Raw genomic sequence first — 23743 nt, 5'->3', positions numbered from 1 at the left:
CACCGTGTATCCCACATGATGGGACGCCCCGCGCGGGATGAAACAATGAGGATGTGTCTGAGCCCCAAGCCGTCGAGCTGCCCGCGGAGTTCCGCATTCACCCGATCGCGTACTTCGCCGTCTTCATGATGGGCGTATCCGCGCTTGTCCTGGCCGGTGTGTCACTGCCCTACCTCGGTTGGACGCTGGCCCTTCCGATCGTGGTGGCCATCTGGGTGCGGCGACTGCGCACCATCGTCACCGAAGACGGTGTGACGTCGGTGACGCTGCGCGGACGCAGGTCAGCGACGTGGGATCAGATCTCAGGACTGCAATTCCCGAGATGGGGTGCCGTCCGCGCTGTGCTCGACGACAAGTCGCACCTCATCCTGCCCGCCATCAGTTTCCGGGATCTGCCGCGACTGTCGGCTGCAAGCCGCGGCCGCATTCCTGACCCCTACGCCATCGACAGTCCCGACGCCGAGCGCATCGACGTCGACGCGCCGCCCGAGAAGGCGACGAACAAGAAGGCGGCGGACAAGTCCGTGCCGACATCGAAATCGGGTGCCGCTCCCGACCCGGCCGCGACGCGGCAGCGCGAGACGGGAGCAACCGATCCGGCCGAGAAAGGCGTCGACAAGACCTCGGAGTAGCCTCAACTGCGCAAGTTCTCCCCCTCGCAGCCCGTGGGCGGAGTCGACCCGAGCCAGTCGAGGAACGAATAGCCATGCCGCAGTTGAGGTCACGCACAACCACCGTCGGTCGTAACGCAGCCGGAGCGCGCTCGCTCTGGCGCGCCACCGGCATGACCGACGACGACTTCGGCAAACCGATTGTCGCGATAGCCAATTCGTACACCCAATTCGTACCCGGCCACGTCCACCTCAAGGATGTCGGTGAGATCGTCGCCGATGCCGTCCGCGCCGCCGGTGGTGTGCCCCGGGAGTTCCACACGATCGCCGTCGACGACGGGATCGCGATGGGCCACGACGGGATGCTCTATTCGCTACCGAGCCGTGAGATCATCGCGGACTCCGTCGAATACATGGTGAACGCGCACACCGCCGACGCCCTGGTCTGTATCTCGAACTGCGACAAGATCACCCCCGGGATGCTCAATGCCGCGATGCGGCTCAACGTCCCCACCGTTTTCGTGTCCGGTGGGCCCATGGAGGCGGGCAAGGCCGTCGTCGTCGATGGCACCGTCCATCCGTCCTCGGACCTGATCACCTCGATCTCCGCGTCGGCCAACGACGCCGTCGACGAGGCCGCCCTCCGCGAAGTCGAGCTGGCAGCATGCCCCACCTGCGGATCGTGCTCGGGCATGTTCACCGCCAACTCGATGAACTGCCTGACCGAGGCACTGGGTCTGGCCCTGCCGGGCAACGGTTCGACATTGGCCACGCACGAAGCGCGGCGGGGACTGTTCACCAAGGCAGGCCAGGTGATCGTCGAGGCAGCACTGCGCTACTACCGCGACGAGGACGAGTCGGTGCTCCCCCGAAACATCGCCACCCCCACAGCTTTCCGGAATGCCATGGCCCTCGATGTCGCCATGGGTGGATCCACCAACACCGTCCTGCACGTACTCGCCGCCGCACAGGAGGGCGAGGTCGAGGGCTTCGACCTCGGCGTCATCGACGACATCAGCCGCAAGGTCCCGTGTCTGTCGAAGGTCTCACCCAACTCCGACTACCACATGGAGGACGTTCACCGGGCCGGTGGAATCGCGGCCATCCTCGGCGAGCTTCGCCGCGCGGGTCTCATCGACGACACCACCAGTACCGTTCACTCGCCGACCCTTGCGACGTTCCTGGACGACTGGGACATCCGCAGCGGCACCGCCACCGACGAGGCGCTCGAACTGTTCCACGCCGCTCCGGGAGGGGTGCGCACCACGACGCCGTTCTCGACCGAGAATCGCTGGGATTCCCTCGACACCGACGCTGCGGGTGGCTGCATCCGCGACCTCGAGCACGCCTACACCGTCGAAGGCGGTCTGTGCGTACTCAAGGGCAATCTCGCAGTCGACGGCGCGGTGCTGAAGACCGCCGGTATCGACGAGGACCTCTGGCACTTCCAGGGCCCGGCCCGCGTCGTGGAATCACAGGACGAGGCCGTGCAGGTGATCCTGAGCAAGACCATCAAGGCCGGCGAGGTCCTGGTCGTGCGCTACGAAGGACCCGCGGGCGGTCCGGGAATGCAGGAGATGCTGCACCCGACCGCGTTCATGAAGGGCACCGGCATGGGCAAGAAGTGTGCGCTCATCACCGACGGCCGATTCTCCGGCGGCTCGTCCGGACTCTCGGTCGGACACATCTCCCCCGAAGCCGCTGCAGGTGGGGTCATCGGGCTCATCGAAGACGGCGACCAGATCCTGATCGACGTCAAGACTCGCAAGCTCGAAGTCCTCGTCGACGAGGACGTCCTCGCCGACCGCCGCGCGAAGATGGACGCTGCCGAACGGCCATGGCAGCCGCGAGAGCATCGCGAACGCAAGGTGACCACAGCCCTGCGCGCCTACGCGAAGCTCGCCACCTCGGCGGACAAGGGTGCGGTCCGACAGGTCGACTGACCCGATTGTGGTGGGTTCTGGCGACTGTTTACGCAGGTCGCGGTCGCCAGAACCCACCACTTTCGGACTACGGGACCGGGTTGCCCGGCGATTCGAACGGGTTGGTGCCGTTGAAGAGGAACCAGATGACGACCGGCGCTGCGATACCGACAATCAGCCAGGCGACCGAACCGATGAACGGCCTCGTCGCCCAGCCCCGCCCGAAGTCGAGCGAGATGCGTCCCGGCCCGGTCAGGATGATGACCGCGGCAGCGAGACCCAGGAACAGTTCGTACTCGATTCCGCCGCCGGTGAAGTCGGGGTCGGCGGCAAAGAACCACACGCCGCCGGCGAGAGTCGCCTTGTAGGCCGCGGCGACGGTCATCACGCCCAACACCGCCGAGCCTGCGATCGGGGTCAACAGGCCGAGCACCAGCATGAGGCCACCGATGGTCTCCGAGAGAGCACCCAGGATCGCCAGTGGCTTCGCGGCATCGGAACTGAACCCGATGTTGGTGTTCGCGGCGTTCAGGAGGTAGTCCTCGAATCCGCTGAGGCGCGGACCATTCCACCAGCCGAACAGCTTCTGACTGCCGTGCGCCATCGCGATCAGACCGACGCCGACGCGAAGTAGCAGCAACCCGAGATCGAGGGTGCCGCGGCGGGCGGGAACCTCGGTGACGAGCGGCTCGATGGGTTCGGGTTCGGCAGGGCCCTTCAGCGCGAAGTCGTCGTCATCGTCATAGCGCGGCGGGGGTCCGTACTCGCGGTGGAAGTCGTCGCGGTCGACGACCCCCGCCGGTATCCGGGTGGTGTGGCCAGACGGGGCGCCGACGACATCGGTGTCTTGGTTTGCGATGTCCTCGCGCACGACCGGGTCCGCGTCGGCAGGATCGGAACCAGCAGACGTCGGCCGGGAAGAATCGTTCGCCGCCTGCTTGCGCAGGGTGGGGATCTGCTCGGTCTCCTCGAGATCCTCGTCGAATCGGGCCGCCTCGTCCTGGCCGGCCTTGTTCGACCGGTACGGGGCGTATCCGTAGGCGCCGGTCTCACCTTCGGCCGGATAAGGCTCGTTTGCCCGCGTCACGGGCAACTCGATCTGTTCGGTGGGCTCGTCGTATGGGCTCGACCCTTGGCCGTCGGGATCTCGTTCGGTCACCCTAGTGACCTTAGAGGCATGTCGGTCGAACGCATCTCTGCCCTGGGCACGGCGCGCCCGATCAGACGTCTCGCGCCGGCCGATCAGTAGTGTGGACGCCATGACAACGCCCCACCGGTCTGCGATCGCGCGGATCGTGATCATGCTGGTGGCGGCCGCCGTGGTGCTGACCGGATGTTCCGACGGGTTCGCCGAGCAGGACCGCAACCGAGAGGCCGGCGACTTCTCCACCAACGTCAATCCCCCGATGCAGCAGCCGGAACAGACGCCGCCGAGCACACCGCCCGCGGATCCAGGCGCCCCCACGGGCCCCTGCCCCGATCCGGATCCGACCGTGATCGCCACCTGCTTGGACGCCACCAGCGGTCTCATCGCTGCCAGCGCGGACGCCACGTCGACCGTGGTGGCCCAGCGCACGAGCGGCAAGATCGTCCGCACCAAACGGGGTGGTCCGACGGTGGACATCGCTTCGTTCGACGTCGACGCTTCCGGTGACGGCGGCCTGCTCGACTTCACACCATCCCCCGACTACGCGCAGGACCAGTTGATGTACGCGTACATCACCACCCCCACCGACAATCGGGTGGTTCGGCTGGCCCCAGGCGACGTACCGAAGCCGATCCTCACCGGTATCCCCAAGGGCGACACCGGCAACATGGGCACGATCCATTTCAAGAGTCCGGGCGAACTGCTGGTGGCCACCGGCGACGCAGGCGATCCCGCGGCCGCCGCAGATCCGGGCTCACTGGCCGGAAAACTCTTGTCGGTGACCGATCTGTCGTCGGGTGGCAACACTCCGCCGAGGGTGCTCACCAGCGGTCTCGGCCAGAATCCCGCGCTGTGTCCGGACGTGGTCACCGGCGCCCTGTACCTGAGTGATCGTGCACCGGCCGAGGATCGCCTGCAGTTGATCAGCCCGACCGGCGTCGGACGCACGCTGTGGACCTGGCCCGACAAGCCCGAGACCGCGGGCTGCGCCGCCGTCAACGGGGTGATCATGGTCTCGCAGACCAGGACTCAGCGATTGCAGGCCATCACCGCGCCGACGGAGGAGAAGCCGACCACGGCCGAGCCCATCACCGTGCTGGAACGGCGCTACGGCGCACTCGGGCGGTTGACCGCGGTTCCCGCGGGACTCTTCCAGGTCGGCACGGTGAACAAGCAGACCGGTACCGCGGGCCCCACCGATGATCGGGTGATCATCATCCCGATGCCGCAGGGTCCCGCCGACACCAACGTCTGAGCTACTGACAGGCAGCCAGCACAAGCTCTTTCACGCGGCCGGGGTCGGCCTGGCCGCGAGTGGCCTTCATGACGTCTCCGACGATCTTGCCGGCCGCGGCGACCTTGCCGCTGCGGATCTTCTCGGCGATGTCGGGGTTGTTGGCCAAGGCCTCGTCAACGGCCTTCTGCAGTGCCGAATCGTCGCGCACCACTTCCAGGCCCTTGTCCGCGATGATCTGCTCGGGCTCGCCCTCACCGTCGAGAACCGCGGTGACCACCTGCTGGGCAAGCTTGTTGGTCAGCTTGCCTTCCTCGACGAGGGCAACGACCTTGGCGACCTGGATCGGGGTGATCGGCAGATCAGCCAGTTCGGTGTCGCGGGAATTGGCCTGTTGCGCAAGGAACGACACCCACCACCCGCGGGCCGCCTCGACCGGCGCACCGGCGTCGACGGTGGCGATGATCAGATCCACCGCACCGACGTTGACGAGGTCGCGCATCACCTCGTCGGAGACGCCCCATTCCTGCTGGATACGTGCCCGGCGCAGCCAGGGCAGCTCGGGCAGGGTGGCGCGGATCTCTTCGATCCAGTCCGCGGCGGGTTGCACCGGCGGCAGGTCGGGCTCGGGGAAGTACCGGTAGTCGTCCGCGGTTTCCTTCCGTCTGCCCGCGGAGGTCGACCCGTCGGTCTCCTGAAAGTGCCGGGTCTCCTGGACGATGGCGGTCCCGGCGAGCAGAAGCGCTGCCTGCCTACGCATCTCGTACCGCACCGCGACCTCGACGCTCTTGAGCGAGTTCACGTTCTTCGTCTCGGTACGGGTACCGAACTCGGTGGCGTCCTTGCGCATCAACGACAGGTTCGCGTCACAGCGCATCGAACCCTGATCCATGCGCACATCCGACACGTCGAGCGACTTGAGCAGGTCACGCAGTGCGGTGACGTACGCCCGGGCGACCTCGGGGGCTCGGGCACCCGCACCCTCGATGGGTTTGGAGACGATCTCGATGAGGGGCACGCCGGCCCGGTTGTAGTCGAGCAGTGAGTGGCTGGCCCCGGAGATCCGCCCGGTGGTGCCGATGTGCAGGGACTTGCCGGTGTCCTCTTCCATGTGGGCGCGCTCGATGTCGACGCGCCACGTGCTGCCGTCGTCCAAAAGGACGTCGAGGTACCCGTCGTGCGCGATCGGGTCGTCGTACTGCGAGATCTGGTAGTTCTTCGGCTGATCCGGGTAGAAGTAGTTCTTTCGCGCGAATGTGCTCGACGGCCGGATGGAGCAGTTCAGGGCGAGGCCGATCCGGATCGCCGACTCGATGGCCTTCTCGTTCACCACGGGTAGCGATCCGGGCAGTCCGATGCAGACCGGGCAGACCTGGGTGTTGGGCTCGGCGCCGAACGTGGTGGGGCAACCACAGAACATCTTGGTGTTGGTGCCCAGCTCGACGTGGACCTCCATACCCATCACCGGGTCGAACTCCGCGATCACGTCGTCATAGTCGAGCAAGTCAGTCATGCCACGAGTTTAACCGGCTCCCGCGGCCCGGAAGTGGTGGGTTCGGGCGAACAAAAGACCAGGTCGGCCTCGCCAAAAGGCACCAAGATCGGGGGGTGGGGTCAGCCGAAGAAGGCCGCCGCATCCTCGTAACGGTTCTGTGGGACGAGTTTGAGTTCCTTGGTCGCCTCACCGATCGGGACGAGTCCGATGTTCGGCCCCTGCAAGCTGACCATCATCCCGGTGTCGCCGTTGTGCGCGGCGTCGGCAGCGTTGACACCGAACCTCGTGGCCAGCACCCGGTCGTACGGGGTCGGCTTACCGCCGCGCTGAACGTGCCCGAGCACGGTCGTGCGGACTTCCTTGTTGATCCGGCGCTCGATCTCGATCGCCAGTTGCTGCGCAACGCCCGTGAAACGCTCATGGCCGAACTCGTCGATACCGCCTTGAGCCATCGAGAAAGTGCCCTCCTTGGGTTTGGCACCCTCGGCCACGACGCAGATGAAGTGCGAATCTCCGCGCTGGAACCGTCGTTTGACCAACCGGCAGACCTCTTCGACGTCGAAGGGCTGTTCGGGGATGAGGATCATGTGTGCACCCGAGGCGATCCCCGAATGCAGGGCGATCCAACCGGCATGCCGTCCCATCACCTCGACCAGCATCACGCGCTGATGCGATTCCGCGGTGCTGTGCAGGCGATCGATGGCATCGGTGGCGACCGTCAACGCGGTGTCGAAGCCGAACGTGACGTCGGTGCAGTTGATGTCGTTGTCGATGGTCTTCGGCACCCCGACCACCGGCACTCCCTCATCCGACAGCCAGGTGGCCGCGGTCAGCGTCCCCTCGCCGCCGATGGGGATCAGGACATCGATGCCGTTGTCGTCGAGCGTTTGACGGATCTGATCGAGACCGGCCCGAAGTTTGTCGGGGTGGGTCCGAGCGGTCCCGAGCATGGTGCCGCCCTTGGCGAGCAGCCGATCGTTGCGGTCGTCGGCAGCGAGATGGATGCGCCGGTCCTCGAGCAGTCCGCGCCAGCCGTCGAGAAATCCGACCACCGCCGAGCCGTACCGCACCTCGCTGGTCCGGACCACGGCGCGGATGACCGCGTTCAGGCCCGGGCAGTCGCCGCCGCCAGTAAGCACTCCAATGCGCATGTGGTGTCCCGCTCCTCGTCTGACGATCATCGTTCGGGTCGGGCGGGCATCTGCTACCGCCGTGTTCAATTGTGCAACTCATCGCCGGTTCTCCGCTCGGCTACCGGCGTCGGACGAGGTCAGCGAACTCCGTTTTCATAGGCATAGACCACTGCTTGGGCACGGTCGCGCAGATGCAGCTTGGACAGCACATTGCTGACATGGGTCTTGACCGTCTGTTCGGCCACGAACAGATGTCCGGCTATTTCCGCGTTCGACTTACCCTCGGCGACCTGTTCGAGCACCTCCCGTTCGCGCGGGGTCAGGCCGGCGAGCTCGCCGGGTTCTGCTCTCCGGGGCCTGTGTCTGCTGGTCACCTCTGCGATGAGCCTGCGGGTGACCGATGGTGCGAGCAGGGCCTCCCCCGCGGCCACGACCCGTACCGCCCGGACGAGCTCCTCCGCGGGCGCATCCTTCAGCATGAAGCCGGAGGCACCGATCCGGAGTGCCTGGTAGACGTAGTCGTCGATGTCGAAGGTGGTCAGCATCAAGATCTTGCTGTGCACCTTGCCGGGGCCGGTCAACAGCTGCTCGGCAGCGGCCAGACCGTCCAGTTTGGGCATCCGGACATCCATCAACACGACATCGGGGTGCAATTGCCGGATCGCGGTGACGGCCGCCTGGCCGTCCGCTGCGTCACCGACCACCGAGATATCGGATTGCGCGCCCAGCAGAGCACCGAAGCCCTGCCGCACCATCGCTTGATCGTCTGCGATGAAGACCGTGATCGACACGCCCCCACCCTACTTTCAGGCCGACTCGGCGACGGGACCCCACTGCCCGAGACCGGGCGTGCCGACTGCCCGGAGCGGCAGCCGGGCTCGGACCACAAAGCCCCCGTCGGGTTGCGGTGCCGCCGAGAGCACCCCGCCGACGGCCTTGGCGCGTTCGAGCATTCCCGGAATTCCCTGACCGCCAGCCGATTCCAGGTTGATGGGACTGGCGGTCGGCACGGTGTTCGACACCACCACGTCCAGATCGTCGCCCGACACCGACAAGACGACGTCGACCCGGGCGCCGGCGGCATAGCGGGTGACGTTCGCCAGCGACTCCTGCACGATGCGGTACGCCACCAGCGCGCAGGCATCCCCGACGTGCTCGCCGGTGTCGAACGGTCGATAGGTCACGTCGACACCGGCACCCCTGGTCGCGGCAACGATCCCGTCGATGTCTGCGATCCCGGGGTTGGGGTTGCGCGCATACGCTTCCGCGCGAGGTGAATCATCCTCGAGCCTAAGCACTCCCAGCATCACCCGGACCTCGTCGAGTGCCTCTCGAGCCACATCGGCGATGGCGTCGAACTCGGCAGCTGCCGCCTCCCCCACGCCGTCGATCCGGTATTTCGCGGTCTGCGACTGCACCACCACCACCGACATCCGGTGCGCCACAACGTCATGAAGGTCCCGGGCGATCCGCGTACGCTCTTCGAGTACGGCGTTCTTCGACTTCTCGGTGTCTTTCAACATGGTCTGCTGGGCCAACTGGGCACGCGACCGCAGGATGATCCGGATCAGGACGCAGATCACTGCCGCTATGGTCAGCCCCACCACCCAGCCGTCCTCGGCTTCCGGCGGCGCCGCCATGTAGATCACGAGACACGAGACCGCCCAGAACACCGGCAACAACCGCAGTGGGGCCCGCAAGTATGCCAACACCGTCAACACCAGCAGTTCGATCAGGTGCACCACCTGGATGGTGTAGTTCCAGTCGTCGATGCGGTCGACGGTCAGACCGATGACCTGCGCTGAAATCACCGAGATGGCCCACCCCAGGGTGGGGTTCGACCAGCCGAACATGATCGGCAGGGCGGCGAAGGCAGAGATGATCGGCAACATGGCCGGCTGCACCTCGTGCGTCACGGCCAGAGTCGGCCAGGCGATCGAGTACAGGATCAATGCGAGGACGGTGAAGAAGAGGTTGATCTTCTGGCCCAGGAAGTGCGCGACCGCGGGTTCGGTGGCGATCGGCAACTTCTTCGCCTCGTCGACCACGTAGTCGGTGGCGGCATTCCACAGTCTCATTGCGTTCACGGTAGCCACCCATTCCTCGTCGGTCCTCATACCTGAGAGGGAGATGATGGTCTGACTTTCGGCGCAGACCGTCGGGCCGACCTCACGCGGGCAGGTCGGCCCGTGATCACACATCCGACCGATGTGCGCTCGTGGCGTCCATTCCTAGTTTGGTTCCATGCACGCAGCACGAAGTCGAATGTTGTTGTCCAGCTTGGCCATCTCCTTTGTCGTCGGACTCGGGATGTGGCCCGCGCCAGCGGCGGCGGCGGCCGGTCCGTATGCGGACGACGCTGATCTCCGCACACCGGTCGGTGCCGCAGTAGCGGCGCTCGTCGGCCCCGACCCCGCGGTCGCCCTGGCCGTTCTACCCGCGGACTTCGAGGCGAAGATGGGCTACCGCCCGGCTCTGGTCGACGGCACGCCCACCGACCCCGCAGGCGATTGCTCATCGCCGGTCCCGTTGCCCGGCCGGTTCGAGGAACCGTGCAAGGTCCACGACTTCGGGTACGACCTGCTGCGGCTTGCCGCCGGGAACGGCACGCCGTTGGGCGGATGGGCCCGGGTGGCCCTGGACCGCATGCTGGGCGACAGAATGCATCAGACCTGCAGTAACCCGGTCTGCGACTGGGCAGCCGATCTGGCGTACACCGGCGTTGCGTTCAATACCTGGCGCCAGCGGGACAGCGCGCCGGTGGCGAAGGAGTCGACGACGGCGATCATCGCGTCGACGTTCGTCCGCGGCGGCGACGAGATCATGGTGCTGGCAGGCCTGCGATGAGCGCGCCGCGGTGGCCTCATCCCCTCGTCAGCATCGGCGCTCTGGTCGGCGCCGCTGTTGCGCTGGCGCCTGGCTCGCTGCCGCGCACCGGTCTGATCGCAGGACTGCTGCTCGCGGCGTTCGGCGGCCTGGGCGCGTTGCTCGGCGCGATGGCGGGTCACCGGTGGCAGTGCGGCCACCGGTCGCGCCGGATCGTGGCCGCCCTCGCAGGCACCCTCGGTGTCGCGTTCTTCACCGCGATGGTGTTGTGGCAGAACGATCTGCGTGGCGCGCTGGGTGTGCCACCGGTCGGCGCCGGGTGGATTGCGACCGCGCTCGCCCCGTCGGTGATCCTCGCGGCAGCATGCACGCTCGGCCGCCGGAGCCGCGCTGCGGGTGCGGTACTCGCCGCAGCCGTGGCGCTCACGGCGATGCCGTCACCCGCGGGCGCGAACCCCGCGGTGGCGACCACTTTTGTCACCGCCGACGCGCAGCCCTCCTCCTTACGGATCTACGGCTCACTCGAGGGCGCCGACAGGGATTTCGACGCCCGCGCCGCGGCGACCGTGCACCGCTGGCAGACCGCGGGAGGCATGGAACGCGGCGCGGTGGTGGTCGCGGTGCCGACCGGATCGGGTTGGGTCGACGGCGACGCGATGAAGGGTTTCGAGTCGCGGTTCGGTGGCGACGTCAGCGTGATCGCGCTGCAATACAGTGACATCCCGTCCTGGCAGGCCTTTGTGAGCAGTCCAGAACCGGCCCGTGAAAGCGCCGTCGCGCTGGTGTCCGCGCTCGTGCGCGCCATCGGGGCCGCTCCGGAATCGGCGCGGCCCAGCATCTACGTCTACGGCCAGAGCCTCGGGGCGGTCGGTGCCGACTCGGCGCGATCATGGGCGGAGCGCCACGCCCCGGAGTCCCTCTGCCACACGGTGCTGGTCGGCGCACCTGCCGGTTCGGCCACGCTCGCAGCAGCGAAAACCACCGTGGTCGCGAACGGCTCAGATCCTGTCGTGCGATGGTCGCCGCGCCTGCTGTGGCAGCCACCGGATCTCCCGCCGACGACGAGTTCAGACCTGCCGGCGCCGCCGTGGTTCCCGATGGCCAGTTTTGTCCAGGCGAGCGCCGACCTGATCGGGGCGCTGTCGTACCCCGCCGGACATGGACACCAATACGGCACAGAACAGGGACTCACCGTTCCCAGTTGCCCCCGGTAGATCCGGAAATGGGGCCTTTTGGCGACCATATGCCCAGGTGGGCACCGCCAAAAGGCCCCATCTTCGGGGGTGCGGGGGGTCAGACTATCGGGCCTCGGGCTGCTTCGTAGGCGGCACCGACGCGGTAGAGCCGCTCGTCGGCCAGCGACGGGGCCATGATCTGCAATCCGACGGGCAGACCATCGTCGGCCGACAGGCCCGACGGCACCGACATCGCGCAGTTTCCTGCGAGGTTGACCGGCAGGGTGCACAGGTCGAAGAGGTACATGGCGAGCGGATCGTCGACCTTCTCGCCGATCGCGAATGCGGTCGTCGGGGTGGTCGGTGAGATCAGGACGTCCACCGACTCATAAGCCTTGGCGAAGTCGCGGGCGATCAGCGTCCGGACCTTCTGGGCCTGGCCGTAGTACGCGTCGTAGTAACCCGACGACAGTGCGTAGGTTCCGATCATGATGCGCCGCTTGACCTCTGCACCGAAGCCTGCTTCACGCGTCAGGGCCATCACTTGCTCGGCACTGTGGCTGCCGTCGTCGCCGACCCGAAGTCCGTACCGCATGGCGTCGAACCGTGCGAGGTTGCTCGACACCTCCGACGGCAGGATGAGGTAGTAGGCGCCGAGCGCGTAGCTGAAGTGGGGGCACGAGACCTCGACGATCTCCGCGCCACGCTCTTTGAGGGTCTCGACGGCAGCATTAAACGAACTCAGCACGCCGGCCTGATAGCCCTCGCCCTGCAGTTCGGTGACGATCCCGACCTTGACCCCGGAAAGATCTTCGGCCGCACCGGCTTTCGCTGCCGCCACCATATCGGCGATGGGTTTGTCGATCGACGTCGAATCACGCGGATCATGGCCGGCGATCACCTGGTGCAGCAGCGCGGTGTCGAGCACGGTGCGTGCACACGGCCCACCCTGATCCAGCGACGACGCGCAGGCGACGAGGCCGTATCGCGAGACCGTGCCGTACGTCGGTTTGACGCCGACGGTGCCGGTGACCGACGCGGGCTGACGCACAGAGCCGCCGGTGTCGGTGCCGATCGCGAGCGGCGCCTGGAACGACGCCAGTGCCGCAGCGCTGCCGCCCCCGGAGCCGCCGGGGATCTTGGTGGTGTCCCACGGGTTCCGGGTGACGCCATACGCCGAGTTCTCCGTGGAGGACCCCATGGCGAACTCGTCCATGTTGGTCTTGCCGAGGATCGGAATCCCGGCGGCGCGCAGCCGTGCGGTGACGGTCGCGTCGTACGGGGGCACCCAACCCTCGAGCATCTTCGAGCCACAGGTGGTCGGCGCGTCGGTGGTCGTGAACACGTCCTTCAGGGCCAGCGGAACACCCGCCAGAGGCGAGGCAGGCGCTTGTCCGGACGCCACAGCCTTGTCGACCGCGGCGGCGGCGGCGAGCGCTTCGCCGGAGTTCACGTGCAGGAAGGCATGTAGTTCGCCGTCTATCTCGCCGATACGGTCCAGGTGGGCCTGGGTGACCTCGACGGCGGACAGGTCGCCGGAATGGATCTTCTCGGCGAGTTCGGCAGCGGACTGTCCCGTGATGGCGCCGGACTCACGTGTGGGGGTGCTCATTCGTCTTCTCCGAGGATCTGCGGTACCGCGAATCGGCCCTGCTCGACGTTGGGCGCGCCCGACAGCGCTTCGTCCGTGGTCAGACCCGGAACGACGACATCGGGCCGCAGCACGTTGGCCAGATCGGCCGGGTGCGCGGTTCCAGGGATGTCGGCAGCGGCGACCTCGGAGATGGTGGCGACGTGCGACAGGATCGAATCGAGCTGTCCTGCGTAGTGGTCGAGTTCGTCGTCGGTCAGCGCCAGCCGCGACAGCCGGGCCAGATGCGCAACCTCATCGCGCGAGATGGCAGACACGCAGATGCACCCTTTCTAAAGTCGGTGGAGTGGCTCACGGCCGTGGGCCGGACCCCGAACCAGACTAGTCGCCGAGCGCACTCCCCCGGCAGGCCGTCCGGTCACAACCACCGTTTTAGCCGGGCGGTGATCCACGGTAGGACCAGGTACACCATCAGTGGCGTGTTGATCAGCGTCGCGATCAGGGTCTTGACCACCAACGGCAGGGCGCCCAGGTGAGCGATCACCAGGAAGTTGATGGCCAGACTCAACGGAAAGAAGCCCAGCCAAATGGTGATCGCCTGTTTCCAGCGCGGCGGCGGGGCATTGAGGATCCGAACCGCGTTCGTCAACGTCGACTGCGGCTCGAACCAACCCTCGATGCCCGACAGTCGATGGGTCGCGTACTCGACGGCGATACCCTCCCCGCGCGACAACCACGCCTTACGGACCGGTGAGGACACCCAGTCGTCGACCTGTGCGTGGGTCTCGAATCGGTACATCACGTAGTACTCGTCGCGAATCTTGGACGAGCGGACCCAGCCGCCACCGAGGAATCCTGGAAAGGTCCGGGCCAACGCGATGCCGGCGTCGGTCCAGGCGACAAAGTCGTGTTCGCGCTCGGGTTCGATCCTTCGGGCAACGGATGTGGTCACATCTGAATCGTCCTGCCGATCGGGCAGATTCGATTGTTGCTCGTTCGGATCACCGGAGTCTTGTGGACTGCGTTCGGTAACCATGACGTCATGGTCCCGCCTTCTGGGGGCCAGCGCATAACCCTGCTGACAACGTCCCTGGTCGGTAAGGTCGCCTGATGATCATCGTCACATCCAATGAAATCCCCGGCTACCGGATCAACTACGCGTTCGGCGAGTGTTTCGGCCTCACGGTTCGCTCCCGGAACATCGGTTCGAACATCGGCGCCGGATTCAAGGCCATGGCAGGCGGTGAGCTCAAAGGCATCACTCAACTGCTGCACGACTGCCGGCAGGAAGCGCTGCAGCGCCTGGCAAACGAAGCCCAGCAACGCGGCGCCAACGCCGTCACAGCGTTCCGTTTCGAGACCACCGAGTTCGGCGGTACCGGTATCGAGGTCTGCGCATACGGGACCGCGGTCGCCATCGAACCCCTGCCCGGAACCGTCCCCGGACCCAGCGAGTTCTGACCGGGTCCGACGCCGGTCGCGACCGGGTGCGCGGCGCGGGTGACCGCGCGGTGCGACAATATCCGGCGTGTCATACCTCTTGCGCGTCTACCTCCAGGACCGCCCCGGATCTCTCGGATTGCTCGCTGTCTCGCTCGGCTCCATCGGTGCCGACATCCTGTCGCTCGATGTCGTCGAGCGAGGCGAGGGCTACGCGGTCGATGACATCGTCGTGGAGGTACCGCGCGGCGCCCTACCCGACACCCTGATCACCGCGGCCGAAAAGGTGGACGGTGTGCGGGTCGATTCGATCCGGCCGTACACCGGGGTCCTCGAGACCCATCGAGAACTCGAACTCGTCAACGACATTGCCGGTGCGGGCCGCGAACGGCTGCAAGTGCTCGTCGACGCAGCCCCGGGTGTACTGCGCGTGGCCTGGGCGACCATCATCACCTCGGGCGGTGCCGGCGCCATTCAATTGTTCGGCAGCTCCAGTGCCCCCGAAACCCAGGTCACCGACGCCAGTTGGCTGCCGATCACCCACGCCCAGGAACTCGACCCGGAATCGGACTGGGTGCCCGCACTGTGGCGGGACATGGACACCCGCCTGGCCGCAGCACCGATCGGTTCGCCCGGCAAGGCGCTGCTCCTGGGCCGTCCCGGCGGGCCCGACTTCCGCCCCTCCGAGATCACCCGTCTGGGTTATTTGTCGAAGATCGTGACGACGGTGCTGGCCCAGCCCTAGTCCTCGAACCTCGAACCTCGAACCTCGACCAAGCGGAAGTGCGGACGCTTCCTTCTTCTATTTGGCGGCTTCCAAATTACTCGACCGAAACGTCGTCGAGGGATTCTTCGCACTGGCCAAGCAGTAGCCCGACCCTGGCCACCCGGTACGACAACTTTGCGATCGCCTACCGCGCCGTAGTCACCCTCTGCAACATTGACTTGGCTACGCCGACTAAGAGGCACAACTTAGTGTTGCGTTGTGATTACTGACGCAGGGGCACTGAGCGTCGAACAGCGTGCGTGCGTGAATAGTTGGCTTGGCGAAGTACGTGTCATCGCTGACCATTCATGGGGGCAGACCGACACCGTTGTGATTGAGGTCGAGTCGCAAGCTGCGCGCTTCATTGTGAAGGCCGGCGGAGAGAAGAACGGGCATATTGCTCGGGAGATCCGAGCTCACCGGCGCTGGACGGGGCCGTGGGTCTCCAAGGGCCATGCGGCTCGGCTTATCGGCGCCGACGAGGCTGCCCGAGTGCTGGTCACGACGTACTTGCCGGGCATTCTCGTTGAGGGTTCGTCGGCCCAACAGGATCCGGATATGTATCGGCAAGCTGGGACAAGGCTGGCCGACTTTCACTCTCAACAACAGGTTTTTGACCTTCAGTGGAACGACAACCTGCGCAAACGTGTCCTCCGCTTCCTGGATATGCCTCATCGCATTGCGTCGGAGACAGTTAAACGAGTGCGTTCCGAGTTGGCAGGGTGGCCAACTGGCGGAGCGATGACAGTACCGACCCACGGTGATTGGCAACCCAGGAATTGGCTGAATGACGGTGGCGTGCTGCGGGTGATCGACCTTGGGCGATTCGATTTCCGGGTACCGGAAGAAGACTTCGTCCGTCTAGGTCGTCAAGACTTCCTCTCGGACCCAGCCCTAGAGGCGGCCTTCCTGGATGGCTACGGCAGCGATCCTCGAGACCGAGGGATGTGGCGCAGGATGAACGTGGCCGAAGCGGTGGGCACCGCAGCTTGGGCGTTCATGGTGGGAGACCAGGCATTCGAAGCCGTCGGACATTCCCATCTAGCGCGCTTGTACACAGCCTGACTCCGTCAGTGCTGTCGCGACCACGGACTCGCGAGTTAGTGCACCTTCGGGAGACACGCCCTAGGCGGTCGGCCTGGGAAGCAGACGTCAGGCCTCGGCGCCTTCTGCATCGATATCGTCCTGATCGTCCACCGCCGGGGGCCCCTCGGCGAGCAGTTTCTTGAATCCGTCTTCGTCGAGGATCGCCACCCCGAGTTGCTCCGCCTTGGCGGCCTTGGAACCAGGCGAGTCACCGAGGACGACAAACGCGGTCTTCTTCGACACAGACCCCGACGCCTTGCCGCCGCGGGCCAGGATCGCTTCCTTCGCCCCGTCTCGCGAGAAATCTTGCAGTGACCCGGTGACGACGATGCTCAAACCCTCGAGGTTGCGCGGGATGGATGCATCACGCTCGTCCTCCATCTGCACGCCCGCGGCACGCCACTTCTCGACGATCTCCCGGTGCCAATCCACCTCGAACCAGTCGACGACGCTCTGCGCCAACGTGTTTCCCATACCCTCGACATCAGCCAACTGTTCGACCGTCGCGGACTCGATCGCCGCGAGATTGCCGAACTCGGTGGCCAGCGCCCGCGCTGCACTCGGCCCGACATGCCTGATCGACAGACCCACCAACACTCGCCACAGCGGTACCTTCTTGGCGGCCGCGAGGTTGGCCAGCAACCGCTTCCCGTTGGCCGACAGTTCGCCGGCCTTGGTGGTGAACAGGTTGGTCTTGAGCAGGTCGTCCTCGGTGAGACTGAACAGATCGCCCTCGTTGTCGAGCACATTGTTGGTCAACAACGCCGACGCCGCCTCGTAACCCAGCGCTTCGATGTCGAAGGAACCGCGGCCGGCGATGTGGAACAGCCGCTCACGTAGCTGCGCCGGGCAGGATCGACTGTTGGGGCAACGGATGTCGGCGTCACCCTCTTTCTGCGGCGCCAACTCGGTGCCGCATTCAGGGCAGTGCGTCGGCATCTCGAACTCGCGCTCGGTGCCGTCTCGCAGATCGACGACGGGGCCCAGCACCTCCGGGATGACATCGCCCGCCTTGCGGATGGTGACGGTGTCACCGATCAGCACGCCTTTGCGTTTGACCTCGGATCCGTTGTGCAGCGTTGCCATCGAGACGGTGGATCCGGCCACCAACACCGGGGTCATGGAAGCGAACGGGGTCACCCGGCCGGTTCGGCCGACGTTCACCAGGATGTCGAGCAGCTTCGTGGTCGCTTCCTCGGGCGGGTACTTGTAGGCGATGGCCCACCGTGGTGCTCGCGACGTGGACCCGAGGCGGCGCTGGAGACTGAAGTCGTCGACCTTGACCACGATGCCGTCGATCTCGTGTTCGACGTCGTGGCGATGTTCGCCCCAATACTCGATCTTCTCCAGGATGGCATCGGCGCCAACGAGTTTGGTGGTGTGCTTCGACACGGGCAGCCCCCAGGCCCCCAGCGCCAGATAGATGTCGTGCAAGGTCTTCGGCGTCATGCCTTCCAGGCGCCCCAGCCCGTGGCAGATCATGCCGAGCCGGCGCCGTGCAGTGATCTGCGGGTTCTTCTGTCGCAGGGAACCTGCGGCAGAATTGCGGGGGTTGGCGAACGGCGCCTTGCCTGCCTCGACGAGGGACGCGTTCAACGCCTCGAAGTCCTCGACCCGGAAGAAGACCTCGCCACGGACCTCGAGCAGGTCGGGGATGGGGTACTCCTCCGATTCGGAAAGTCGGTGCGGGACGTCGTCGATGGTCTTGGCATTGAGGGTGACGTCCTCCCCCGTTCGTCCGTCGCCGCGGGTGGTGCCGCGCACCAGGACACCCTTCTCGTACACCAGGCTCAGTGCGACCCCGTCGATCTTGAGTTCACAGAGGTAGTCCAGGCCGGTGCCTGCGTCCGCCTCCACCCTGGCCACCCACGCCCGCATCTCGTCGGCGTCGAAGACGTTGTCCAACGACATCATGCGTTCGAGATGATCGACCGCCTTGAACTCGGTCGCGAAACCACCACCGACGAGCTTTGTCGGCGAATCGGCGACGGCGAGCTCCGGGTATTGCTCTTCGAGCGCCTGGAGGTTGCGCAGCAACGTGTCGAACTCGCCGTCGGTGATGACCGGCGCATCCTTCACGTAATAGCGAAACTGGTGATCACGCAGCTCTTCCGCCAGCTTCGACCACGTCTCCCTGGCCGCGGACGGCGTCGGTTCAGCAGGCGTGTCTTCGGTGATATCTGCACTGTCGGCCACTCAACCAAGATAGTCGAGTGGACCGACAGATCATCCGAGGTCTTTTACCCTGGTTCCATGCCGCACCCGATCATGTTCTCCGACGACGACCCGGTCCTGAACCGACTGCGCGAGGTCGCACTCGCGTTCCCCGACGCGACGGAGGTCGTCGCACACGGTCGGCCCACCTTTCGCGGCGGCAAGATGTTCGGGATGTACGGCGGTGGGGTCAAGGGCGGGCCACAGTTCGAGACCTCCCTGCTGTTCAAGGTCGGGGAGAACGATCGCGCCGCCCTGGAGCAGGATGCCCGGTTCTTCTATCCGGCATATGTGGGTCCGTACGGCTGGCTGGGTCTGGACCTGTCGAAGAAGCCGGATTGGCGGGAGGTGGCGGAGTTGCTCGACGCGAGCTACCGCCTGATCGCCCCCAAAAAGCTGATCGCCCGCCTCGATGACGGAGAACGACCCGCCGAACTTCGCTGATCATCGGGTGTGGCGGCGACAGGACACCCGACCTCACCTGCATATACTCCTCGCATGCTCATCATCGGTCTCATCTTGTTCGGCATGCTGATCGGCGCCGGCGCCCAACTCATCGTCGGTAGACCCGAAGGCCGGATCAACTGGAGCCTGGCGATCGTCGCCGGCCTCGTCGGCTCATTCATCGGCGGTCTGCTCATCAGCCTCATCGCCGGCGACGGCCTCGATTTCCGGCCCAGCGGCATCATCGGTTCGCTGGTGGGCGCGATACTGGTGACCGCAGGGTGGCTCTGGTACAAAAAGCGCTCGGCCGCCTGACCGGCGGCGCGGGCGGCACCTCGACGGGCGACCGCAGGTCCGTTCGTGAAAGCTCATACAGGTCAGAGTCGACTCGGCGGTGAAATGTTCCCGGCGAGGGCTCTACACCGCGGTCGGGTCTGCCAGTAGCCCTTGCGCCGCAGTCGAACACAACGTGAGAGCTGTTTTGGCCCATTCTTCGTCCGCCCTGGCCAGGCCGCAGGCCGGACTGATGACGACATGCTCGGCAAGCACCGTGCGCGGCAGCCCGATCCGGTCGGTCAGTTCTGCACATGCGGCAGCGACCTGCTCTGCCGCGGGTAAGGGGTCCGGGGCGGTTCCGGGTATTGCCCCGATGATCACGTCCCGGCCCTCGTCGAGGAGCTGACCGATGCCGTCGAGGTCTGCCGTCCGTATCTGCGCGAGATCGACGCTGACGCCGGTGAAACGAGTGCGTGCCAGCAGATTCCAGGGAACGTTCGCCGAGCAGTCATGCAGGATCACAGGCCTGTCGACCACGGTCATGAAGTTGTCGAACTGTTCGGCGAGCACCTGCTCGGGGATCGGGTTGATGATGTTGAACCGCGTCAGCGGAGTCACCGAACCTTCGATCACCCGGCTGATCATCGGCTCGTCGATCTGCACGACCACCGTGGCGCCCGTCCTTTTCTCGACCTGACCGGCATGCACACGGAGGCCTTCGGCCAGCGACTCGACGAGATCGGTCCAGGCGCCACGGTCGTGCAGGATCTTGTGCCCGTTGGTGAGTTCGACCGACGCCGCGAGAGTGAACGGCCCACAGGCCTGCACCTTCACCGTCCGATCGGTGCCTCGCAGGCCCGTCCTCTCCCACGCCTCTTCGAATGCGTCGAGGTCGGCGCTGAGAAAGTCACGACTTCGCCTGCCCATGACCGACTGCCTGGCCGACAGTCGGTACCCCGAGGCGGCATAGTCCATCGGCATGTCGACGAGCAGGGCCGCCGCACGGCCGACCATGTCTGCCCCGAGCCCACGTGCTGGCAGTTCGGGGAGGAACGCCAATTCGCACTCGCCGACGCTGATCTCGGCGGCTCGAAGAGGGTCGAGACCCGGCATCGACCCGACCCCGGTCCCGGTGCCCACCGGGATGGAACTCACGTGCCCGCGCTGGTGGCGAGTTCGCCTGGGACCGAACCGGTGACCGCGATCCGGCCGCTGCCGAGCACCAGATCGCCCGCGTCGGCGTCGGGCCGGTAGAGCACTGCCGCCTGCCCACGCGCGACTCCGGTCAGCGGGCTTCGGAGCCTGATCCGGAAGGCCGGTCCCTCCACGCCATCGGTGCCATCGCCGTCCATCGGTTCGACGTCTGCGAGAGCCAGCCCACCATGCGCGCGGACCTGGACCATCGCCTCGAAGGGTTCGGTCGGCGTCGTGCCCGAGGTCCAGATGGCACGGCGCGCCACAATCGTCCAGACCTGCAGGTGCTCAGACGATCCCACTGTGACGGTGCCGGAATCCGGGTCGATCTCGGTGACGTAGCGAGGCTTGCCGTCCGCGGCCGGGGCATCGATACCCAGCCCCTTGCGCTGGCCGATGGTGAATCCGTGCACACCCTCGTGATCGCCGAGTTCGGCGCCGGAGTCGGCGTCGACCACCTTGCCGGGCCGGACACCGATGGTGGCACCGAGGAAGGCTCGGGTGTCGCCGGTCGGGATGAAGCAGATGTCGTGGGAATCGGGCTTGTTCGCCACCGACAGCTCGCGGGCTGCCGCCTCGGCGCGGATCTGTTCCTTCGGGGTGTCACCGATGGGGAACATCGCGCGCGCGAGCTGCTCAGGGGTCAGCACAGCCAGCACGTAGGACTGATCTTTGTCCTCGTCGACGGCCCGGCGGAGTTCCCCGTTCTCGAGCCGCGCGTAGTGTCCGGTGGCCACGGCATCGAATCCCAGCGCGATCGCACGCTCGGACAATGCCGAGAACTTGATCTTCTCGTTGCACGTCAGGCACGGATTGGGCGTCTGCCCGGCCGCATAGGCCGCCACGAACTCGTCGATCACGTCGTCTTTGAAGCGGTCCGCGAAATCCCATACGTAGAAAGGGATTCCGAGCACGTCGGCGGCGCGGCGCGCGTCTCCGGCATCTTCGCGTGAACAGCAACCCCGCGAACCGGTGCGCAGGGCGCCCGGAGCGGTGGACAGCGCCAGATGCACGCCGACCACGTCGTGACCGGCGTCGACGGCACGTGCCGCCGCCACGGCAGAGTCGACTCCGCCACTCATCGCCGCCAGTACCCGCATCAGCGCTCTCCTGCCATAGCCGTCGCCATTCCTGCCGCCCGTGCCCTGGACACCACCTCGCCGATGACCGCTCCGACGGCGTCGATCTCCTCTGCGGTCGTCGACGGGGCCAACGAGAACCGCAGCGAGCTGCGGGCGCGCGCAGTCGAGACACCCATTGCGGTCAGTACGTGGCTGGCCTGCGCCACGCCCGCCGTGCACGCCGACCCCGTGGAACACTCGATGCCGTTGGCGTCGAGCAACATCAGGAGCGAATCACCTTCGCAGCCGGGGAACGAGACGTGCACGTTGCCGGGCAGTCTGTCATCGCCGAGCGGCCCGTTGATCACGCAGTTATCCGTGGACCGCGTGAGCACGTCGAAGAGCCTGTCCCGCAGTGCCGCGACCGCAGGCATCGTCGTGGTCAGCTCCCGAACCGAATGATCAAGCGCTACAGCCATTCCGACCGAAGCTGCCACATCCGGAGTGCCGGACCGGACGTCACGTTCGTGTCCGCCTCCGTGCAACAGCGGTACACAATCGACATCCCGACCCAGCATCAGCGCACCGATACCGTGGGGACCTCCGAATTTGTGGGCGGCGACGCTCATCGCCGAAAGGCCGCTCGCTGCGAAATCGATCGGCAGGTGGCCGGCAGCCTGGATGGCGTCCGAATGCATCGGCACACCGAACTCGCGGCAGATCGCGGCGAGTTCGACGACCGGCTGGACTGCTCCGACCTCGTTGTTGGCCCACATCACGCTGACCAGAGCCGTCTCGTCGGCGCGCCCGGCGAGTTCGGCGCGCAGGTCCGCGGGATCGACGAGTCCACGACTGTCGACAGGCAACCAGGTCACCTCCGCGCCTGCATAATCGGCCAGCCACAGCACCGGGTCCAGCACCGCGTGATGCTCGATGGCCGAGGCGATGATGCGCGGCCTGCCGTTCGGTCGTGCGGCGTCGGGCTTGTTGCGGGCCCAGAAGATTCCCTTGACGGCCAGGTTGTCGCTCTCTGTTCCACCGCCGGTGAAGATCACCTCGGACGGACGCCCACCCAGCGACGCGGCGATCGATTCGCGAGATTCCTCGAGCTGTCTGCGGGCCCGGCGACCAGATCCGTGCAGCGAGGAGGCGTTACCGGCGTTGCCCAGGATCTGGCTCATCGCCACGACTGCGGCGGGAACCATATGGGTCGCGGCGGCGTGGTCGAGGTAAATCGGGCTTCGATCGGCTGAGAACATGACCAACCAAGGATAACCACATCGGCGGGTGGTCTGTTCCCGCTGGTCGCTGCCGTACCCGGATCAGGCCGCCAAGGCCACCGAGGTGGCGTCCGCCGAGGTCAGCGAGACCGGATGGCCGAACACGGCCCGTTCGCAACGCAGCGCCAGCTCACGACGGTCGTCCCCGGGAAGCTGCTGCTCGCACATCTGTATTCGAACGATCAGACCCTTCGCCGCCAGGACTCTGCGCATCGTGTCGGCGATGTCATCGGCGCCGATGAAGCAGGGGGCTGTGCTCAGCCCGCCGGTGGATGTGTGGAAACTCACCACCACCGGATGTATGGGCACACCCGTATCCACCGCCGCCTGGAAAAGTGCGGGCCGGAAACGGCCGCCGCCCCGCCCGCAGCGCGTGGTGCCCTCCGGGAAGACGCCCACGTTGTCCCCCGCGAGCAGACCGCTGCGTGCGGTGTCGACGACCGTGGGAAGTTCGCGCAATGATTCCCGCCGGATCGGGATCACCGCGAGCCTGCGGGTGATGGGGCCGATGACCGGCCAGGTTGCCAATTCCGCCTTCGCCACAAAACGTGCCGGCCTCACCGAGGCGATCGCGAGCACGTCGAGGAACGAGATGTGATTGGACACGATCAGACCATGGTCCGATCGATCGTGCCGGCTCGGGTGATCCACGTGGCTCGATCGTTCATCACAGACCTCGATCCGCATGCCGAGCGAGTTGATCAGCAGGTGAGCAGCGGTCCGGACGTAGCGCGCGCGGGCGCTGCGGGGCAGCAGGCCGATCGCCATCCCCACCGACACCACCACGGCCGCGGTGGTCAGCAGAGCGAACACCCTCCATCCTTGCCGGACCCGGCCGGCCACCGACT

The 23743-nt window shown here is 66.1% G+C and carries 23 protein-coding genes; 10 read left to right on the top strand and 13 right to left on the bottom strand.

Going from position 1 to position 23743, the window contains the following annotated elements:
• The first annotated feature begins 53 nt into the window (after window positions 1-53).
• Both BH683_RS28980 and ilvD read left to right on the top strand, forming a co-directional pair.
• Window positions 54-632 (top strand): PH domain-containing protein, encoded by a 579-nt coding sequence (locus BH683_RS28980; protein ID WP_246833351.1) that lies wholly within the window; start codon window positions 54-56, stop codon window positions 630-632.
• Between the two features lie 74 nt (window positions 633-706).
• Window positions 707-2554 (top strand): dihydroxy-acid dehydratase, encoded by a 1848-nt coding sequence (gene ilvD / locus BH683_RS12840; RefSeq protein ID WP_084836653.1) that lies wholly within the window; start codon window positions 707-709, stop codon window positions 2552-2554.
• 67 nt (window positions 2555-2621) lie between these two features.
• Here ilvD and BH683_RS12835 read toward each other — a convergent pair whose 3' ends face one another.
• A complete protein-coding gene (locus BH683_RS12835; protein ID WP_246833350.1) occupies window positions 2622-3692 on the bottom strand; it encodes a DoxX family protein in 1071 nt (356 codons plus the stop codon).
• Window positions 3693-3792: 100 nt separating this feature from the next.
• On the opposite strand from BH683_RS12835, the gene BH683_RS12830 reads away from it, so the two are divergent.
• Window positions 3793-4935, top strand: coding sequence for a PQQ-dependent sugar dehydrogenase (locus BH683_RS12830; protein ID WP_084836783.1), 1143 nt, complete (start codon window positions 3793-3795; stop codon window positions 4933-4935).
• Between the two features lies 1 nt (window position 4936).
• On the opposite strand, the gene gatB is transcribed toward BH683_RS12830, so the two are convergent.
• From gatB to BH683_RS12810, 4 genes are all read right to left on the bottom strand, one after another.
• Window positions 4937-6427, bottom strand: a complete 1491-nt coding sequence (gene gatB / locus BH683_RS12825; RefSeq protein WP_084836652.1) for an Asp-tRNA(Asn)/Glu-tRNA(Gln) amidotransferase subunit GatB — start codon at window positions 6425-6427, stop codon at window positions 4937-4939.
• A gap of 101 nt (window positions 6428-6528) precedes the next feature.
• Complete coding sequence (locus BH683_RS12820; RefSeq protein WP_084836651.1) at window positions 6529-7560, bottom strand: ATP-dependent 6-phosphofructokinase; 1032 nt, start codon at window positions 7558-7560, stop codon at window positions 6529-6531.
• 119 nt (window positions 7561-7679) lie between these two features.
• Complete coding sequence (locus BH683_RS12815; RefSeq protein ID WP_084836650.1) at window positions 7680-8333, bottom strand: response regulator transcription factor; 654 nt, start codon at window positions 8331-8333, stop codon at window positions 7680-7682.
• 15 nt (window positions 8334-8348) lie between these two features.
• Window positions 8349-9620, bottom strand: coding sequence for a histidine kinase (locus tag BH683_RS12810; protein ID WP_168187037.1), 1272 nt, complete (start codon window positions 9618-9620; stop codon window positions 8349-8351).
• Window positions 9621-9786: 166 nt separating this feature from the next.
• On the opposite strand from BH683_RS12810, the gene BH683_RS12805 reads away from it, so the two are divergent.
• Window positions 9787-10389, top strand: a complete 603-nt coding sequence (locus BH683_RS12805) for a hypothetical protein (RefSeq protein ID WP_246833349.1) — start codon at window positions 9787-9789, stop codon at window positions 10387-10389.
• Complete coding sequence (locus BH683_RS12800) at window positions 10386-11582, top strand: alpha/beta-hydrolase family protein (RefSeq protein WP_084836648.1); 1197 nt, start codon at window positions 10386-10388, stop codon at window positions 11580-11582. Before BH683_RS12805 ends, BH683_RS12800 begins: the two co-directional genes overlap by 4 nt.
• A 79-nt stretch (window positions 11583-11661) precedes the next feature.
• Here the strand turns inward: BH683_RS12800 and gatA are convergent, their stop codons facing one another.
• The 3 genes from gatA to BH683_RS12785 form a co-directional block, all read right to left on the bottom strand.
• Complete coding sequence (gatA, locus tag BH683_RS12795; RefSeq protein WP_084836647.1) at window positions 11662-13155, bottom strand: Asp-tRNA(Asn)/Glu-tRNA(Gln) amidotransferase subunit GatA; 1494 nt, start codon at window positions 13153-13155, stop codon at window positions 11662-11664.
• Entirely contained in the window at window positions 13152-13451 is a 300-nt protein-coding gene (gatC, locus tag BH683_RS12790) for an Asp-tRNA(Asn)/Glu-tRNA(Gln) amidotransferase subunit GatC (RefSeq protein ID WP_210405207.1), read from the bottom strand. The genes gatA and gatC overlap by 4 nt, the downstream gene beginning before the upstream one ends.
• Window positions 13452-13552: 101 nt before the next feature.
• Window positions 13553-14170 (bottom strand): antibiotic biosynthesis monooxygenase, encoded by a 618-nt coding sequence (locus tag BH683_RS12785; protein WP_084836645.1) that lies wholly within the window; start codon window positions 14168-14170, stop codon window positions 13553-13555.
• A 74-nt stretch (window positions 14171-14244) separates the two neighbouring features.
• Between BH683_RS12785 and BH683_RS12780 the strand changes: the two genes are divergently transcribed.
• From BH683_RS12780 to BH683_RS12770, 3 genes are all read left to right on the top strand, one after another.
• On the top strand, window positions 14245-14595 hold the full coding sequence (locus BH683_RS12780) for a YbjQ family protein (RefSeq protein WP_084836644.1): 351 nt from the start codon (window positions 14245-14247) through the stop codon (window positions 14593-14595).
• 58 nt (window positions 14596-14653) lie between these two features.
• Complete coding sequence (locus BH683_RS12775; protein ID WP_084836643.1) at window positions 14654-15319, top strand: amino acid-binding protein; 666 nt, start codon at window positions 14654-14656, stop codon at window positions 15317-15319.
• A gap of 240 nt (window positions 15320-15559) precedes the next feature.
• On the top strand, window positions 15560-16405 hold the full coding sequence (locus BH683_RS12770) for an aminoglycoside phosphotransferase family protein (protein WP_210405206.1): 846 nt from the start codon (window positions 15560-15562) through the stop codon (window positions 16403-16405).
• 87 nt (window positions 16406-16492) lie between these two features.
• Here the strand turns inward: BH683_RS12770 and ligA are convergent, their stop codons facing one another.
• On the bottom strand, window positions 16493-18622 hold the full coding sequence (gene ligA, locus BH683_RS12765; protein WP_084836642.1) for an NAD-dependent DNA ligase LigA: 2130 nt from the start codon (window positions 18620-18622) through the stop codon (window positions 16493-16495).
• A 57-nt stretch (window positions 18623-18679) separates the two neighbouring features.
• On the opposite strand from ligA, the gene BH683_RS12760 reads away from it, so the two are divergent.
• Both BH683_RS12760 and BH683_RS12755 read left to right on the top strand, forming a co-directional pair.
• Window positions 18680-19084 carry an MmcQ/YjbR family DNA-binding protein gene (locus BH683_RS12760; protein WP_084836641.1) on the top strand — a complete coding sequence of 135 codons (405 nt, stop codon included), beginning with the start codon at window positions 18680-18682 and terminating at the stop codon, window positions 19082-19084.
• Window positions 19085-19138: 54 nt separating this feature from the next.
• Entirely contained in the window at window positions 19139-19399 is a 261-nt protein-coding gene (locus BH683_RS12755) for a hypothetical protein (protein ID WP_084836640.1), read from the top strand.
• Window positions 19400-19501: 102 nt separating this feature from the next.
• Here the strand turns inward: BH683_RS12755 and BH683_RS12750 are convergent, their stop codons facing one another.
• From BH683_RS12750 to BH683_RS12735, 4 genes are all read right to left on the bottom strand, one after another.
• Window positions 19502-20515 (bottom strand): vitamin-B12 independent methionine synthase, encoded by a 1014-nt coding sequence (locus BH683_RS12750; protein WP_084836639.1) that lies wholly within the window; start codon window positions 20513-20515, stop codon window positions 19502-19504.
• The gene (gene mnmA, locus BH683_RS12745; protein ID WP_084836638.1) at window positions 20512-21654 is read right to left on the bottom strand and encodes a tRNA 2-thiouridine(34) synthase MnmA; all 1143 of its coding nucleotides are present in this window, start codon (window positions 21652-21654) and stop codon (window positions 20512-20514) included. The genes BH683_RS12750 and mnmA overlap by 4 nt, the downstream gene beginning before the upstream one ends.
• Window positions 21654-22874: a cysteine desulfurase family protein gene (locus tag BH683_RS12740; RefSeq protein ID WP_084836637.1), complete on the bottom strand. Its 1221-nt coding sequence runs from the start codon at window positions 22872-22874 to the stop codon at window positions 21654-21656. The genes mnmA and BH683_RS12740 overlap by 1 nt, the downstream gene beginning before the upstream one ends.
• A gap of 63 nt (window positions 22875-22937) precedes the next feature.
• A complete protein-coding gene (locus BH683_RS12735; RefSeq protein WP_246833348.1) occupies window positions 22938-23708 on the bottom strand; it encodes a lysophospholipid acyltransferase family protein in 771 nt (256 codons plus the stop codon).
• Window positions 23709-23743: the final 35 nt, after the last annotated feature.

It is taken from the genome of Williamsia sp. 1138, from assembly GCF_002095435.2.
Lineage (GTDB): Bacteria > Actinomycetota > Actinomycetes > Mycobacteriales > Mycobacteriaceae > Williamsia.
This window is presented reverse-complemented; position numbering and strand designations above follow the sequence as displayed.